Origin of the sequence: Mesorhizobium sp. M0698, assembly GCF_040320455.1 — a bacterium.
Classification (GTDB): domain Bacteria; phylum Pseudomonadota; class Alphaproteobacteria; order Rhizobiales; family Rhizobiaceae; genus Mesorhizobium.
In genome coordinates this window covers 204,243-218,709 of the sequence record NZ_JAMYPQ010000009.1, presented here as the reverse complement: position 1 = coordinate 218,709, position 14,467 = coordinate 204,243, and the positions used below count along the sequence as shown (strand labels likewise).

The window sequence follows — 14,467 nt, the reverse complement described above, 5'->3', positions numbered from 1 at the left end:
ACCCCCTCCCCTCCCCCCACCGCTCGCAGGGCTGCGCGGCCGGGGTGTTAACTTTTAACCACCACACACAAAACCCACCCCCCCGCCCGGCCCCCGCCCCCCGCTTCTCTGTCGACCTGTGCGCAGCTTAGCGCATGATCATGCGCTGTTTCTCGCGATTTTGCGCATAGCTGGCCTTGTCATAGGCGGCCTGCGCCTCAAGCTGCTCCTTGGTGAAGTTCGTGTAGAGATAGCGCTTGCCGTTCTTGTCGGTCATGAATTTCAGGTTGTCCATGCCGACCGCCACCTCCTTCTCGCCGATGCCAAGGAAGCCGCCGACGTCGATGATGACTGCGTCGACCTTCTTGTCGCCGCCCAGCACGATATCGCCGATCTCGCCGACGTTGACATCGTTGGCGCCGTAGACGGTTGTTCCGACCAGATCCTCGGCCCGGATTTCGCCTATCGGCATTTCAGTCAGTGTCGACTTGTCGATCGACCCGGTCTTGGTCTGGTCTGCCGTCGTTGCGGGCGCTGGGGCATTTTGAGCCGTCTTGCCGGCCTGGTCAGTGTTGTTGGTCGTCGCAGTGTTATCGGTCGTGGCAGTGTTGCTGGCCGTCACAGTAGGCGTGACGACGGCTGGCGCATTAGCCGCGGCATCGTTCGACGCTGTGGTCGCCGGGGCCGGATCATAGGGCTTGCGGTCGAAATCCGGCTGCGCCGTCAGCTCTTCCCTGGTGGTTTGGGCAACCAGCCAGCGATCGCCGTTCCTCTCGGCCCACTGCGCCTTGTCGAAATCATAGGCGACGTTCTTTTCACCTATGCCGAGGAAGCCGCCGACACCGATGACCAGCGATTGCGCCTTGGCTTCCTTGTTGATGACGATGTCGTTTATGTCGCCGATGTTCTGGGCGTCGTCGCCGGTACCGTTGTAGACGGTCTCGCCGATGATATTGGTGGCAAGATTGCCTTCCGCGCGCTTCACGACCGGAGCGGGGTTGTTACCGGCCGGCGCCGCCGGGGCGTTCTGCGCCGTATCGGTGGAGGTCGACGGAGCGGCAGGAGCCGTAGCCGTGGTGTCTGTCGCCGCAGGCGCCGGATCATAGGGCTTGCGGTCGAAATCCGGATGAGCCGTCAGCTCATCCTTCGTCGTTTGCGCTATCAGCCAGCGATCGCCATTTCTTTCGGCCCATTGCATCTTGCTGTAGTCGAAGGCGACGTTCTTGGTCCCAATGCCGAGGAACCCGCCGACGCCGATGACGATGGATTTTACCTGGCCGCGTTCGTCGAAGACGACATCGGTGACCTTGCCGATATTCTCTGCATTGTCGCCGGTGCCGTTATAAACCGACTCGCCGATGATATTGGTGACAAGGCTGCCCTCGGCGCGTTGCACCGGAGCGGCTGGAGCGGAATTCTCTACGGCGGGTGCTTGCGCCGGCGCCGGGGTCGTCGCCGATTGCGCAAATGCACCCGTCGCAATCAATGTTGCGACTGCTGTCGTGGTTAAAAGGGTGCGGATCATCTTAGTGTCTCCTCGTCGGTGATTTCGTGCACGCCGTGCCCGCATAGCGTCGCTGCGGGCGCAGCGTCTTCTGCATGTTCACAACGTTGTGACCACACTGTTGTTCCGAAAAAAGCCGTGGTGCACCCGGTGCGATGTCAATGGTTCTCGGATTCGCCGCGTTGGTCGAAAGGAACATTTTCTCGGCCGCCCCGTTCCACTCCCGGCTGGGGCTCCGTCCCGGCCCGATAGGTGCTGGAAAATGGAACGGCCATGCAGTTTGCAGCGGTGCTGAACAAGGACGGGGGCACCCTGCGCACCATCGATCTTGAGGCCTTCGCCAGTCGGATGCGCGGCACGCTTGAGACTGCCGGCCACTCGATCGATATCGAAATCGTCGCCGGCAAGGATATCGTTGCCACGCTGGACGGCGTAGCTTCCAGGCGCGGCATCGACGTCGTGCTGGCTGGCGGCGGCGACGGAACCATTTCGGCCGCGGCAGCCCGTTTGATGAATGGGGAGAAGGCGCTGGCAATTCTGCCGGCTGGCACAATGAACCTTTTTGCGCGCGGCCTCGGTATTCCGCAGACCCTCGATGCGGCACTGAAATCGTTTGCCGACGGCGAGGTGATGGCGATTGACATTGCAACAGCCAACGGCCGGCCTTTCGTGCATCAATTCTCGATCGGCATGCACGCCAGGATGGTGCAACTGCGCCAGAAGATGGAATTCGGCTCGCGGTTGGGGAAGATGCGCGCCTCGGTGCGAGCCGCTTGGGCGACGATCAACAATCCACCGGCGATGAACGTAACGCTGACGATCGGCGAGGCCGAGATCAGAACCCGGATCACCGGTATCGGCATCACCAACAATCTGTTTGGCGAGGGCCACCTGCCCTATGCCGATAATCCGGCAGGCGGCGTGCTGGGCATCTATGTCACCGTGGCGCGGCGGCGCGGCGAATTGATCAGGTTCCTCTTTGACGTCGCCCGTGGCAAATGGCGCGGCAACGAGCATGTCGAAATCCATCAGGCAAACCGCGCCGTTTTGAAAATCCATTCGACGAACAGGAAAGTTCAGGCCGTCATGGACGGCGAACTGGTAAAGCTCGATCGCGAGACGACCGTCGAAATCCATCCGCGCGCGTTGAATGTTCTCGTCCCGGCGCGCGCCGCCGAGGCAAAGGTTGCCTGACGTGGGATGCGTGATGTGGGGTTGCGTGATGCAAACTGGCGCGAGCGATGGAGAGAACCTAGCCGCTGGGCGTGTTGCCCTGTTCGGTCTTCGGCGTCTCGATCATCCAGCCGTAGATTTCGGCGACGCCCCAGGCGATAAAAGCCAGCAACAGCGCGGCGATCAGGATACGAAGGACATGCCGACCCCGCCGCCCTTGACGGGCTTTGTTTTCAGGAATGGTTTTTGGCATTGTCTGGCTCCATATTTGGCGCCGGCAGGCGTAACTGGCGGGGCGTTGGCTGGTAACGGTCCCCCGCCGCGAAAGTTCCGGCTCTGCAAGGCGGCAGACGGGCCGGTTGGCCTGACCAATCAGCGGAGCCGGCCACCGGGGGCATAGTGGACGACAATAGCCAGAACACGCCGGGCCTGCCGGCCGATATTCGCCGTGTGGTGGGCGCCGCGGACCGTCTTGCCGTGCTGCACGGCCTCGACACGCTGGACGGGGCTGCCGACCCTGATTTCGATCGTATCGGCGGTCTTGCCGCTTCGGCGATGCAAACGTCTGTCGCACTGATCACGCTGGTCGATGCCGAGCGGCAGTGGTTCAAGTCCTGTATCGGCCTCGACGAGACCGAAACCGCAACCGAGACATCGTTCTGCGCCTATACCATCGCAGCCGGCAACGTGCCGATGGTCGTGGCCGACGCGGCGGCGGATCCGCGGTTCAAAGCCAATCCGCTGGTCACCGGCGAGCATCATATCCGCTTTTACGCAGGCGTGCCCATCGTAATCGACGGCGCGCTGATCGGCACGCTGTGCGTGCTCGACCGGAAGCCGCACGCACGTCCCTCCTCTGTCCAGCTCGACCAGCTGTCGGCGCTGGCCGGCCTTGCCGCCAGCCTGTTCACGCTGAAGGATGCAACCCGCAGTGCGGCGATTGCCAAGGCAGCACTGGTTCGAGAGGAAAAGCGGCGCGCTATCGCGCTCGACGCGGCTTCGCTTGCCAGCTGGGCATGGGATATCCGCAGCGATATGATCGACTGCGATGTCCTGCTGCCCGAATTGTTCAACCTGCCGAAGTCGAACAGGCTGAGGGCGCGCGACATCCTGACCGCCATCGACCCGCGCGACGTTCACCAGACCGAAACACGCTTTCGCGACGCGCTGACCGGCAGCGACGATTATTTTGGCGAATACCGTGTCAAAGGCCTCGATCCGCCGCGATGGATCGCAACGCGCGGCCGCGTCATAGAGCGCGACGGCGAGGGCAAGCCAACGCTGATCTTCGGCGTCAACTACGACATTACCGAACGCAAACTTGGCGACGAACGTCAACGGCTGTTGCTGCGCGAGCTCAATCACCGCGTCAAGAACACTTTGGCAACCGTACAGGCGCTGGCGACGCAGACCGTTCGCCATGCCCGCCAGCCAAGCGAATTCCTCGAAGCCTTCAGCGCCAGGCTGCAGGCACTGGGCGTTGCGCACAGCCTGCTGTCGGACCGCGAGTGGCGCGGCATCGGCATCCGCGAGCTGGTGGAGATCGAGCTAAAGCCGTTCCAAGCCGCCGGACAATCGCGCATGGCGATCTCCGGCGCCGATGTCCTGCTCTCACCCGACCAGGCAGTCGGGCTCGGGCTGATCCTGCATGAACTGGCAAGCAACGCACTGCAATACGGGTCGCTCTCGGTTTCCTCCGGAAAGGTCGATCTCGATTGGAAGGTACAAGGCAGGAAGGGCGCACGGCGTTTGTTGCTGGCCTGGCGTGAAAGCGGCGGCCCGCGGGTTGCGCCGCCCGAACGCCATGGCTTCGGCTCGATCCTGATCCGCCGCAGCCTGGCCAAGGTCATTTCCAGCGAGGTGACCCATGAATTCCGGCCGGAAGGCGTGGTCGCCGAAATATCGATTCCGCTCGAAGATTTGTGACGCCAGCATTTTGCGACCGGCGCCAGAATCGTTTGCCCCGAACTATCCCTCCGAACTATTCCCGTTTGCCGGTATCCGGATCATCGGAGCCGCGCTTCACGTTCTCGCGGTAGATAGCGTAGGCGGCGAGTGCTATCGCCGGGCCGAGAATCGCGCCCAGTCCGGCCTTCCCCGGGCCACCTTTGCCCTTGAGCAGCGCCGGCAGCACGGCGAGTACCGCAGTGATGCCGATAGCCTTCATGTCGGCGTTGCGTCGCTTCGCCCGGCGCCTGGCGCGCGAGCCGGCCGACATCCAGTAGACGAGCAGGATGAGACCGGCGATTGCCAGAAAGCCGATCCCGAAGCTCAGGGAAGCTGCCATCGGCCCATAGCGGGCCGCCGTCCAGATATAGGCCGCCCCGACGAGGAAGCCGAGGCCGCACAGCGCCGCGAGCGCTGCGATCGAATAGACAATCGCAGCGACGCGTGCGCGTTGCACCGCCGCAATGGTTTCGCCCGAGGCGAGGCCCGAGATCAGCGATGCAAGCATTCCCATGCGTGCAGAACTAACGGCGCGCGAGAAGAGCGAAGAGGAATCCGACGCCTGCGGCGATCGCCAGCGAAGTCACCGGTTTTTCGCGCATATGCGCTATCATCTGCGCCTCGATGTCCCTGGCGTTGCTGCGCAGGCTGTCGAAGGCTGCCTCGCCCTGGGTTCGCAACTGCTCGACGCTTTCGGCGGCGGCTCGCCGTGCTGCCCCGTAGCCATGTTCGCCAGTTTTGGCCAACAGCTTGGTAAGTTGGTCGATGTCGGCCTTCAATTGTGCGATGTCGGCCTCAATATCGGAATTCGTGCGGGCTTCGTTCGCGGCCTTTCCTGCGGCAGTCGCCATTGCTTCACTCTCCATGCTTTTGCTCGGTCGAAACGCCCGACAGACCCCAAGGTTCCGGCACGAACCTCTTCTAACCCTATCTCCGGCAGCGCGCGTTGCAAATGCCTTGCACGGGCCGAGGCCGACGCATCCGCGCCGGCACGTCTTTTTTAAATGACAGCATGCCAAATAACGATCATGACTTCCCCCGTTTCACGTTAGAGACGCATTTAAGGAGATATTGCTGCGTGCGCGCATCACTTGACGGTTTGCGGATTCTTATCCTGGAAGATGAGTTCCTGATTGCCATGGATATCGAGCAGCTTTGCCGCGACTACGGCGCGCTCAATGTGGTCATCGCCCGTGATCTGACTGAGATCGAACAGCAAGACGTTGCCGCGCAGTTCGATGTGGCCATCGTCGACCTCATGCTGAGCGGCGTTTCGACGCTCCAATTTGCTTCGCGGCTGCGTGAAGCGGGCATCCCGTTCGTCTTCGCCTCGGGCTATTCGGATACCGACGAGATCAAGAAATCCTTTCCCGGCGTCAGGCTGGTCACCAAGCCCTATTCGGGAGACGATCTCGTCGAGGCAGTGGTAACGGCCTGCAGGCGCACGCCTCTTCGCTGAGGCGCGGAGCGGTTCGAACACGCCGCGCTTCACGCAGCCGTCGACCCGGTTACCTGAGCCGAAATTGCGTCCGGGCCATACTCGTCTTCACCGGAGATCTTCAGGATTTCCTGCAGCCGTGTGCGGGCGCGGCTGACGCGGCTCTTGATCGTTCCGACGGCGCAGCCGCAGATCTCGGCCGCTTCCTCGTAGGAGAAGCCCGACGCGCCGATGAGGATAATGGCTTCGCGCTGGTCTTCTGGCAGCAACTCGAGCGCGCCGCGAAAGTCTTCGAGGTCGAGCTGGCCGTGCTGGGCCGGATGAACGGCAAGCCTGGCCGTCATGACGCCATCGCTGTCCTGCACCTCGCGGCCACGCTTGCGCATCTGCGAATAGAATTCGTTGCGCAAGATCGTGAACAGCCACGCCTTCAGATTGGTGCCGGGCTGGAAGCTTTCATGCTTGTCCCAGGCCTTGACCAATGTTTCCTGCACCAGGTCGTCGGCCTTGTCGGCGTTTTGCGTCAGCGACACGGCAAAAGCCCGCAGGCTCGGGATCGAGCCGAGCAAGTCGGTCTTGAAGCCCTGAGAGACGGCCGCCATGCCTCAGTCCTTCTTTTGTACAGGTTCGGCCTTTTCCAACTGGCTGAGCAGTTGGGCGAAGCGATCCGGCACATTGTCGGAGACCAGCTCGTCATAGTATTGTTTGAGTTTGCGGCCGATTTCCGAGTTCGGCCCAAGCGGGTCGCGGGAAGCAGCCCGGCGCCCGTTGCCAACGCCAGCCGTGGTAGCTTTCGTCATGTTCTTCATTTCGCCCTTCGTCCCAGCCTTAAGCCGCCCTTCAACACATAACGCAAGGCAAGCGGCAGCCTCGTCTGGTTGCCCAACCCGCCTTTAAACGCCAGCCTCACATATTAGTTCCGCACGATTGGAACCTTTTTCAAGGAGCCAGCGTTTCAATTGCTGGGCTTGCAAACCGTTTTTAGCTGTAACATGCAATCACGTCATATGAGGGAGACGTCCACTATGAGCCTATCAGCAACCATCGCTCCGCACCTGCCGTTCCTGCGCCGCTTCTCGCGCGCCGTATCCGGATCGCAAGAGAGCGGCGACGCGCTGGTCGCCGCAATGCTCGAGGCCATTATTGCCGATGTCGACATCTTTCCGGACGCATCGAACGACCGCATCGCGCTCTACAAGGTCTTTGCCAAGCTCTTCACCTCGGTGGCCATTCGCGTTCCGCAGGAGCATGCCCAGTCGGCATGGGAACAGCGCGCCGCGGCCAATCTGAATGCAATTGCGCCTCGTCCCCGCCAAGCCTTTCTGCTGGTTGCGGTCGAAGGCTTCAGCGAAGACGAGGCGGCGGAGATTCTCGACGTCGACGAACAGCAATTCTCCGAACTTCTCGCGCAGGCGAGCAACGAGATCTCCCGTCAGGTGGCAACCGACGTGCTGATCATCGAGGATGAGCCGCTGATCGCCATGGATATCGAGGAAATGGTCGAAAGCCTCGGCCACCGCGTCGTCGGAACGGCGCGCACCCACGCCGAGGCGGTGGCGATGTTCGGCAAGGCGCGGCCAAAGATGGTGCTTGCCGATATTCAGCTTGCCGACGGCAGTTCGGGCATTGCGGCCGTCAATGAGATCCTGTCGTCCACCTCGGTGCCGGTGATCTTCATCACCGCCTTTCCCGAGCGCCTGCTCACCGGCGAGCGGCCGGAACCGGCTTTCCTCGTCACCAAGCCGTTCAATCCGGACATGGTCAAGGCTCTTATCAGCCAGGCCCTGTTCTTTGACCGGCACGCCAAAGCCGCGGCATGAAACAGCCGGCGGCCGAACTGAGGCCGCCGGGATAGCCACTCCCTTGGATCAGATGGGCGTGACGCCGGCTCAATTCACTGGCAACCAACTGGGGCAACCAACTGGACCTTTCCACACACCACGGCAATTCGGGCCCTGAAGATTTTCAGCATCGTCTTTTTCGGAAAATGGTGGAACAAACGGAGGCGAATCACGTTTTCACCGCAGCATTGGAAGGAGATCGATCATGCTTTACTGGGCGCTCGTATTTCTCGTCGTGGCGATTATCGCCGGTGCGCTTGGTTTCGGCGGCATCGCTGGCACCTCGGCCGGCATAGCGCAGATATTGTTCTTCATCTTTCTCGCCTTCCTGATCATATCGCTTATTGCCGGCCTGATCAGACGAGCGTGAATGCCAAGCGGCCATTCAAGCGAACACTGGAAGCCGCACCCCTCAAACGGTTTCCAGCCACCGCCGGGCAGTGTCCTCCAACGGGATGCCGCTCGGCGGACCGCTTTTTAAGGCTTGATACGAACCTCCTCCTTTTGGAACCCATTTTTCCGCGAACCGTTCAGCCCGACATGGGTTGAGCAAATTGACCGATGCGTTCCAGAGTCGGAAAAATGAAAGACCGCGGCCAGAGTGATGAGATCATCGCTTTGCATCCCGCCGAAAGCGGGATGCAGCTTGGTCGGGCCCTTCTCCATGCACTGCACAATGCCGGGATTTCCGTCCTGTACCAGGATCGCGAGATGAAGACGGTGTGGGCGCGCAACATGCGCGCGCCCTGGACTTCCGATGCCTCCGACAACAACGGCATCTTGCCGCCGGCGCAGGCCGAGCGTATCGGCGCCGCCAAGCACGAGGTCATCGTATCCGGCAATCCTCAACATCTTGAACTCAGCGTGCCGGCCGATGACGGCGCCCGCTGGTTTCAGGTGTGGATAGACGCCGACCGCAGCGAGACCGGCGCGGTGCAGGGCGTCGTGACCACCATGGTCGAAACAACCGAGCAGAAACGCCGGGAGCAGACGTTGAAGGCGCTGCTGCGCGAAGTCAGTCATCGCTCCAAGAACCTTTTGGCCATCATCCAGAGCATCGCCACCCAGACGGGCCGTTATTCCGGCAGCATTGACGATTTCCTGACGCGCTTCCGGGGCCGATTGCAGTCGCTGGCCTCCTCGCAGGATTTGGTTACGTCATCCAACTGGCGGGGAGCGGCGCTGCGCGAGCTGGTTTCCGGTCAGGTCGGCAGGTACGGCGCGGATCCCTTGCACAGCCTACGCTTCCGCGGCGCAAATCCATATCTCAACCCCAATGCCGCCTTGCACATCGGCTTGGCCATGCATGAGCTCGCCGTCAATTCGGTCAGCTATGGCGCACTGTCGCGCAGCGACGGTTTCGTCGAGGTGACGGCCGATCTGACGGCAGCTTCCGCTGGCGAGCCTGCGCTGTCGCTGACATGGGCCGAAGTGATCGGAGCCAACGACAATCAGCGCAGTGAGAAGCGTTTTGGCAGCGTCGCGCTCGAACGCGTCGTGCCCACTTCATTGAATGGAACGGCGACACTTGAGATCACCGGGAACCGCCTCGAATACCGCCTTGTCGTTCCTCACGGCAATTTCGAGACGGATTAACGAGCGGCGGTCGCCGCGCGAAGGCTTGCTGCGCATCGCCATCTTTAACCGACTGTTCACCATAAAGTCCGATCCTGTCCGAACGTGCCGATCCACCGGATTGAGTTTGGCACAAAATGAAGGGAATGGGCCTTGACGGCTGCCGACTTGAACAGACTGGAACAGGCCGCTCGCGTCTCGATGGGCGGTTTTCAGGATCCCGACGCGTCCGCAGCGCCCGCGCCTCGTGCTTCGCCCCTCCGCTTCGCCGCCGTCGCGCTTATGGCCGCGATCGTCCTGACCGCCGCGTCCCAACTGATCTGAATGGAACTCTGCTTGATCGCTTTGAAACCACTGCCCGAGTGCTCGGCCGTGCCAGTTCGCGGTCACCGACCTGCAGGGCCAGGCCCAACATGTCGTCGCCAGATGCCTTGCCGTCGATCCGGCGCTCGAGGACGACTATGACAGGATCGTCTGGAACGTGCGTCCCAGCGGCACGCTCGATGCGTCCTTGGAGATTTCCGGGTTCGTGGTAGCATCGAACGGCGCACGCCCCGAAAAAGACTATCTTAATCAACAATGAAATCGTGCGGGCAAAGGCCGTACTTTCATGCTAAATGGCGGCTGGAGCTTATTAAAGTGAGGACAAAAGTGAGGATGACTCCATGCGGAAGATGATTATTGCCATGGTTGCCGTGGTTGCGGTCAGCGGCTGCACCACCACGGAAGAGAACGTGGGTATCGGCACTGTGGGCGGCGCGCTCATTGGTGGCGCTGTCGGCGGCGGCAAGGGCGCTTTGATCGGCGCCGGCGCTGGTGCGATTGGCGGTCTGCTCGTTCGCCGTCTGCAAAATGGCTACTGCCAATACAGAGATCGTCACGGCCGGATTTACACAGCTCGCTGCAACTAGTTTCGAGCTCCAGGCGAACAGCAAACGCGGAGGCAGGCCACCTGTCTCCGCGTTTGCCCTTTTAGAGCGCTGTTGCGACGCGGCCCACGAGACGGCGTTTCAGGCCGGCAGCGGAACCTTGATTTCCACGTTCAAGCCATCTTCGCGAAAATCGCGCCTGATTGTGCCACGCAATTCGCGCGTGACGTTGAGATCGATCAGTCTAGTGCCAAAACCGCTCTTTGCCGGTGTCTCGAGCTTCTTCTGACCGGCCTCGCGCCAGTTGAGAGCCAATGTCCGGGTGCCGCTACGGGCGTCGAGCGACCAGTCGACCTTCAGCGCACCGACTGAATTGCCGGCTTCGCCATGCTTCAGCGCATTCGTCGCCAGTTCGTGAAAGACGAGGCCGAGTGCCTGCGTCGTCTTTTCATCGAGAAGAACCTGCGGTCCCGACAGCAGCCCTTCAGGAAGCTCGCTGCCGAACACCTGGCCTAGCTCGATGCGCAGCAGGTCGCCGAGATCGGCTTTCTGCCAGCGTGAGCGCGTCAGCATGTCCTGGGAAGCCGCCATCGCCTGCAGCCGGGCCGAGAAAGAAGCCGAGAATTCCTGGACGTCGGTGGTGTGCGATGCTGTCTGGCGCGCGATTGCCAGCACCCGCGTGATCGAGTTCTTGATGCGATGCTTCATCTCCTGCAGCATCAGGTCTTTTTCCAGCAGGCTCTTTTCGGTCGTTTCGTGAAGCAGCGAGACCGCCTCATAGGCCCGCTCCTGATAGCGGGCCACCAGCGCGATGGCGCCCGCAAGCAGCAGTCCGAACAATCCGAGCATCACCGGGATGGCGCGCGAGGAAGGTTGCGAGAAAGCACTTGTCGGCCTGAACAGGACGACCCACGGCCGGCCGGCGACGGTGATCTTGCGGGTGACCAGCAGCCTGTCGCCGAGGCTCGAAACAGGCGGCGTTTCCGATTGGAACAGCAGGTTGTCGCTGTCCACCGTGCCGTCATAGATCTCGGTGTTGACCGGCAGCAATGGTGCCCGGCTGAGCGCAGCCTGGAACAGATCACGGGCGCGGAAGGCCGCATAAAGGAAGCCGGCAGTCGAGGATCTCGTCGCGTTCACGGCGTCCGGCGCGGTTTCGACATTGAGCCGGACGAAGACGAGGAACCCGGTAAAGGTCTGCGCGGCACCCGTATCCTTGCCGAACTGCACGAGCCCGCTGGCGTGCTGCTGGTCGTCGGCCATCGCCTTTTCGATCGCCTCGCGCCGCGCCGGCCCGGTGAACATGTCGTAGCCGATGCTGGATTTGTTGGACGGATCCAGCGGTTCGAACAGCACGATGGGCGTACGCCACGGTAAGTTCGTGTCGGGATAGATCGGATGGCTTGCGCCGTGATCGTGCAGGATGTCGCGCTCGACCGCCGCCTCGTTGCCAGTTTTCGCCAGGCGGAGGAAACCGATGCCGCGCAGGCCGGCGAAATTATTGTCGATGTCGAGCGCGTTGAAGAAAGCCTTGAACTCGCCCTGCGAGATACCGCCATTGCGTGCGTCGAACAGCGCCCGGGTCGAACGCAGCAGCGACAGGTCCAGGTCGATGCGGCTTTCGATCCGGTTAAGCGCGTCGTCTGCCGTCGCCTCGAATTTAATGCGGGCCGCCTCCTGGGTGGCAAAATAGGCAAAACCCGCCATCGTCAGGCTGATCAGCGCGACGGCGATAAAAGCGACGGTCGGAAAAAGCTTCTTCAATTGCTGATACGTCCCGTGGACGGTTCGGCATCTTTATGGGCAAGTCCCGACGCCAACACAATGGCGAGGCGAAAGCATGGTGACGGCTGGCACATTTTGGCGGCTTGTGATTAGCCGGCTAATTCTCGTTCATGCGGCGATCTTCAGCGCGCCCGGCCCCGGAATGGCGCCGGGTGGGCACTTGCCGAGGATGATCATGCCGAGCACCTCGTCCTGGGTGACGTCGGTTGTGCGCGCCGTTCCGACAACCCGACCGTTCTTCATGACGCAGACACGGTCGGCAAGCTCGAACACGTCGTGAATATCATGGCTGATCAGGAAGATGCCGATGCCGTCGGCCTTGAGCTGCCTGACCAGTTCGCCGACCTGCGCCGTCTCTTGCGGCCCGAGTGCCGCCGTCGGCTCGTCCATGATCAGGATGCGAGCATTGAACAGGATGGCGCGGGCGATCGCCACCGACTGCCGCTGGCCGCCCGAAAGCTTTACCACCGGCTCCTTGAAGCGTTGGAAACGCGGATTGAGCCTGCCCATCACCTTGCGCGCCTCGGCCTCCATGGCGACGTCGTCGAGCGTACCCCAGCCGGTCATCAGCTCGCGGCCGAGAAACAGGTTGGCGGCCGCATCGACATTGTCGGCCAGCGCCAGCGTCTGGTAGATCGTCTCGATGCCGTACTTCTTGGCGTCGCGGGGATTGGAGATCGAAGCCTCCTCGCCGTTGACGAAAATCTGGCCCGCATCGCACTTGTAGGCGCCGGACAGGATTTTTATCAACGTCGATTTGCCGGCACCGTTGTGACCGAGCAAAGCCATCACCTCGCCCGGGAAAAGGTCGACAGAGGCATCGTCGACGGCGCGAATGCCGCCGAAAGCGATGGAGATGTTGCGCATGTCGATCAGCGGCGTGGGAGCGGTTTTGTCTGCCATGCTCGTCCTTCCTCCCTATAGATCCTGCTTGAGCATCAAGTTGTACGAAAACCGGTTTCCACCTTGCGGGATCATGCTCAGACCCGTTTGCGATAGACGGTATCGAGCCACACCGCGACCACCAGCACGGCTCCGACAACGATGCTCTGCAGCGGCGAATCGATGCCGAGCAGCACCATACCGGACTGCAGCGACTGCATCAAAAGCGCGCCGAGCATGGCGCCGAGCACTGTGCCGGAGCCGCCGGCGAGCGACGTGCCGCCGATCACCGCCGCCGCGATGACCAGGAGCTCGTCCAGCGTGCCCAGCGCATTGGTCGACGAGTTCTGCCTGGCTGACGAGATCGCTGCGGCGATCGTCGCCAGCACGCCCATGATCATGAACACCTTCATGGTCACCCAGCGCGTGTTGATACCGGCAAGGTTGGCTGCTTCCGGATTGCCGCCGATGGCGAAGACATAGCGGCCGAAACGGGTACGCTTGGCGATGAAGGTCATGATCAGCCCTACGGCTACAGCCATCAGCACGGGTATGGCGATGCCATGGGCGATGAACAGCCCGCCTTCGGGAACGGTTATATTGTTGGCCGCCGCATATCTGTTCACGATGCCGACCGGCCAAGGATAGGAATTGGCAAGCCATATGGCGCCCATGATGACAAGGCAAGTGACGGCCCCGAGGAACGTCTCGGCCCAGATCGGGCGTAACGGGAAGCGGAACCGCTTGCGCTGCACCCGCCCGTTGAGCAGCATGAACACAACCGCCAGGCACGCGACAATTCCGACGATCCAGCTCCATCGCGCACCGATCGAACCCGTCGGTCCGCCGCCCATCAGCTGGAAAGTGGCATCCAGCGGCGCAATCGTCTGCCCACTGGCGACCCACCATGCGGCACCCCGCCAGACCAGAAGGCCGCCCAGCGTCACGATGAAGGCCGGCACCTCGAGATAAGCGATGATGTATCCCTGGAACGCTCCGATCAGAAGGCCAAGCGCGAGGCCGATGGCCAGCGCCAGGATCCAGATCCAGGGGTTGCCTAATTGCAGACCGACCATTCGCACCAGGAAATGCACCTGCGCAAAACCCATGACCACGCCGATCAGGCCTTCGGCGGAGCCGACCGACAGGTCGATATTGCGCATGACGATAACCAGCACCATTCCGGCGGCCATTATGGCCACGGCCGAAGTCTGCACCGACAGGTTCCAGAGATTGCGTGGCGTCAGGAAGGTCCGGCTGTCGAAGTCGAACGGATTGACGCCGAGCCGTACGCTAGAAATGACATGCAGGCCGACCCAGATGACCAGCAGCGCGCCGACCATGCCGAGCATGCGCGTGTCGAGTTCGGTTGCCTTGAGAAATCGGGCAACAATGCCGAGTTCGGATTCCCGTGCCCGGTCTGTCGTGCTGTCGACCGGCGTGTTGGACGTCGTGTCGGTCATGATGTTTCTCC

The 14,467-nt window shown here is 61.7% G+C and carries 17 protein-coding genes and 1 pseudogene; 9 read left to right on the top strand and 9 right to left on the bottom strand.

Going from position 1 to position 14,467, the window contains the following annotated elements; genetic code table 11:
* Positions 1-127: 127 nt before the first annotated feature.
* The gene (locus tag NKI16_RS19935; RefSeq protein ID WP_352621567.1) at positions 128-1,504 is read right to left on the bottom strand and encodes a PRC-barrel domain-containing protein; all 1,377 of its coding nucleotides are present in this window, start codon (positions 1,502-1,504) and stop codon (positions 128-130) included.
* Positions 1,505-1,756: 252 nt separating this feature from the next.
* On the opposite strand from NKI16_RS19935, the gene NKI16_RS19930 reads away from it, so the two are divergent.
* The gene (locus NKI16_RS19930; protein WP_352621565.1) at positions 1,757-2,677 is read left to right on the top strand and encodes a diacylglycerol/lipid kinase family protein; all 921 of its coding nucleotides are present in this window, start codon (positions 1,757-1,759) and stop codon (positions 2,675-2,677) included.
* A gap of 58 nt (positions 2,678-2,735) precedes the next feature.
* Here NKI16_RS19930 and NKI16_RS19925 read toward each other — a convergent pair whose 3' ends face one another.
* Positions 2,736-2,909, bottom strand: coding sequence for a hypothetical protein (locus NKI16_RS19925; RefSeq protein ID WP_292659198.1), 174 nt, complete (start codon positions 2,907-2,909; stop codon positions 2,736-2,738).
* A 146-nt stretch (positions 2,910-3,055) separates the two neighbouring features.
* Between NKI16_RS19925 and NKI16_RS19920 the strand changes: the two genes are divergently transcribed.
* Positions 3,056-4,582, top strand: coding sequence for a sensor histidine kinase (locus tag NKI16_RS19920; RefSeq protein ID WP_352621563.1), 1,527 nt, complete (start codon positions 3,056-3,058; stop codon positions 4,580-4,582).
* Positions 4,583-4,637: 55 nt separating this feature from the next.
* Here the strand turns inward: NKI16_RS19920 and NKI16_RS19915 are convergent, their stop codons facing one another.
* The gene (locus NKI16_RS19915; RefSeq protein ID WP_352621561.1) at positions 4,638-5,117 is read right to left on the bottom strand and encodes a hypothetical protein; all 480 of its coding nucleotides are present in this window, start codon (positions 5,115-5,117) and stop codon (positions 4,638-4,640) included.
* Between the two features lie 10 nt (positions 5,118-5,127).
* On the bottom strand, positions 5,128-5,454 hold the full coding sequence (locus tag NKI16_RS19910) for an ElaB/YgaM/YqjD family protein (protein ID WP_023678546.1): 327 nt from the start codon (positions 5,452-5,454) through the stop codon (positions 5,128-5,130).
* Between the two features lie 227 nt (positions 5,455-5,681).
* On the opposite strand from NKI16_RS19910, the gene NKI16_RS19905 reads away from it, so the two are divergent.
* Complete coding sequence (locus NKI16_RS19905) at positions 5,682-6,062, top strand: response regulator (RefSeq protein ID WP_352621560.1); 381 nt, start codon at positions 5,682-5,684, stop codon at positions 6,060-6,062.
* Positions 6,063-6,091: 29 nt separating this feature from the next.
* Here the strand turns inward: NKI16_RS19905 and NKI16_RS19900 are convergent, their stop codons facing one another.
* A complete protein-coding gene (locus NKI16_RS19900) occupies positions 6,092-6,643 on the bottom strand; it encodes a sigma-70 family RNA polymerase sigma factor (protein WP_023678544.1) in 552 nt (183 codons plus the stop codon).
* Positions 6,644-6,646: 3 nt separating this feature from the next.
* On the bottom strand, positions 6,647-6,850 hold the full coding sequence (locus NKI16_RS19895) for a NepR family anti-sigma factor (RefSeq protein WP_023720919.1): 204 nt from the start codon (positions 6,848-6,850) through the stop codon (positions 6,647-6,649).
* A gap of 216 nt (positions 6,851-7,066) precedes the next feature.
* On the opposite strand from NKI16_RS19895, the gene NKI16_RS19890 reads away from it, so the two are divergent.
* From NKI16_RS19890 to NKI16_RS19870, 6 genes and pseudogenes are all read left to right on the top strand, one after another.
* Positions 7,067-7,861 carry a response regulator gene (locus NKI16_RS19890; protein WP_352451151.1) on the top strand — a complete coding sequence of 265 codons (795 nt, stop codon included), beginning with the start codon at positions 7,067-7,069 and terminating at the stop codon, positions 7,859-7,861.
* A gap of 226 nt (positions 7,862-8,087) precedes the next feature.
* Positions 8,088-8,252, top strand: a complete 165-nt coding sequence (locus tag NKI16_RS19885; RefSeq protein WP_023678541.1) for a DUF1328 domain-containing protein — start codon at positions 8,088-8,090, stop codon at positions 8,250-8,252.
* Positions 8,253-8,443: 191 nt separating this feature from the next.
* Positions 8,444-9,478: a sensor histidine kinase gene (locus tag NKI16_RS19880; protein WP_352621558.1), complete on the top strand. Its 1,035-nt coding sequence runs from the start codon at positions 8,444-8,446 to the stop codon at positions 9,476-9,478.
* 132 nt (positions 9,479-9,610) lie between these two features.
* Positions 9,611-9,781 (top strand): hypothetical protein, encoded by a 171-nt coding sequence (locus tag NKI16_RS19875; RefSeq protein WP_023678539.1) that lies wholly within the window; start codon positions 9,611-9,613, stop codon positions 9,779-9,781.
* A gap of 55 nt (positions 9,782-9,836) precedes the next feature.
* Positions 9,837-10,040, top strand: a pseudogene (locus NKI16_RS34070) (hypothetical protein); the annotation flags it as partial.
* 82 nt (positions 10,041-10,122) lie between these two features.
* Complete coding sequence (locus tag NKI16_RS19870) at positions 10,123-10,368, top strand: YMGG-like glycine zipper-containing protein (RefSeq protein ID WP_006328050.1); 246 nt, start codon at positions 10,123-10,125, stop codon at positions 10,366-10,368.
* A 99-nt stretch (positions 10,369-10,467) separates the two neighbouring features.
* Here the strand turns inward: NKI16_RS19870 and NKI16_RS19865 are convergent, their stop codons facing one another.
* The 3 genes from NKI16_RS19865 to NKI16_RS19855 form a co-directional block, all read right to left on the bottom strand.
* Positions 10,468-12,090 (bottom strand): CHASE domain-containing protein, encoded by a 1,623-nt coding sequence (locus NKI16_RS19865; RefSeq protein ID WP_352621556.1) that lies wholly within the window; start codon positions 12,088-12,090, stop codon positions 10,468-10,470.
* Between the two features lie 129 nt (positions 12,091-12,219).
* A complete protein-coding gene (locus NKI16_RS19860) occupies positions 12,220-13,014 on the bottom strand; it encodes an ATP-binding cassette domain-containing protein (protein ID WP_352621554.1) in 795 nt (264 codons plus the stop codon).
* Between the two features lie 77 nt (positions 13,015-13,091).
* Positions 13,092-14,456: a sugar ABC transporter permease gene (locus NKI16_RS19855; protein WP_352574833.1), complete on the bottom strand. Its 1,365-nt coding sequence runs from the start codon at positions 14,454-14,456 to the stop codon at positions 13,092-13,094.
* Positions 14,457-14,467: the final 11 nt, after the last annotated feature.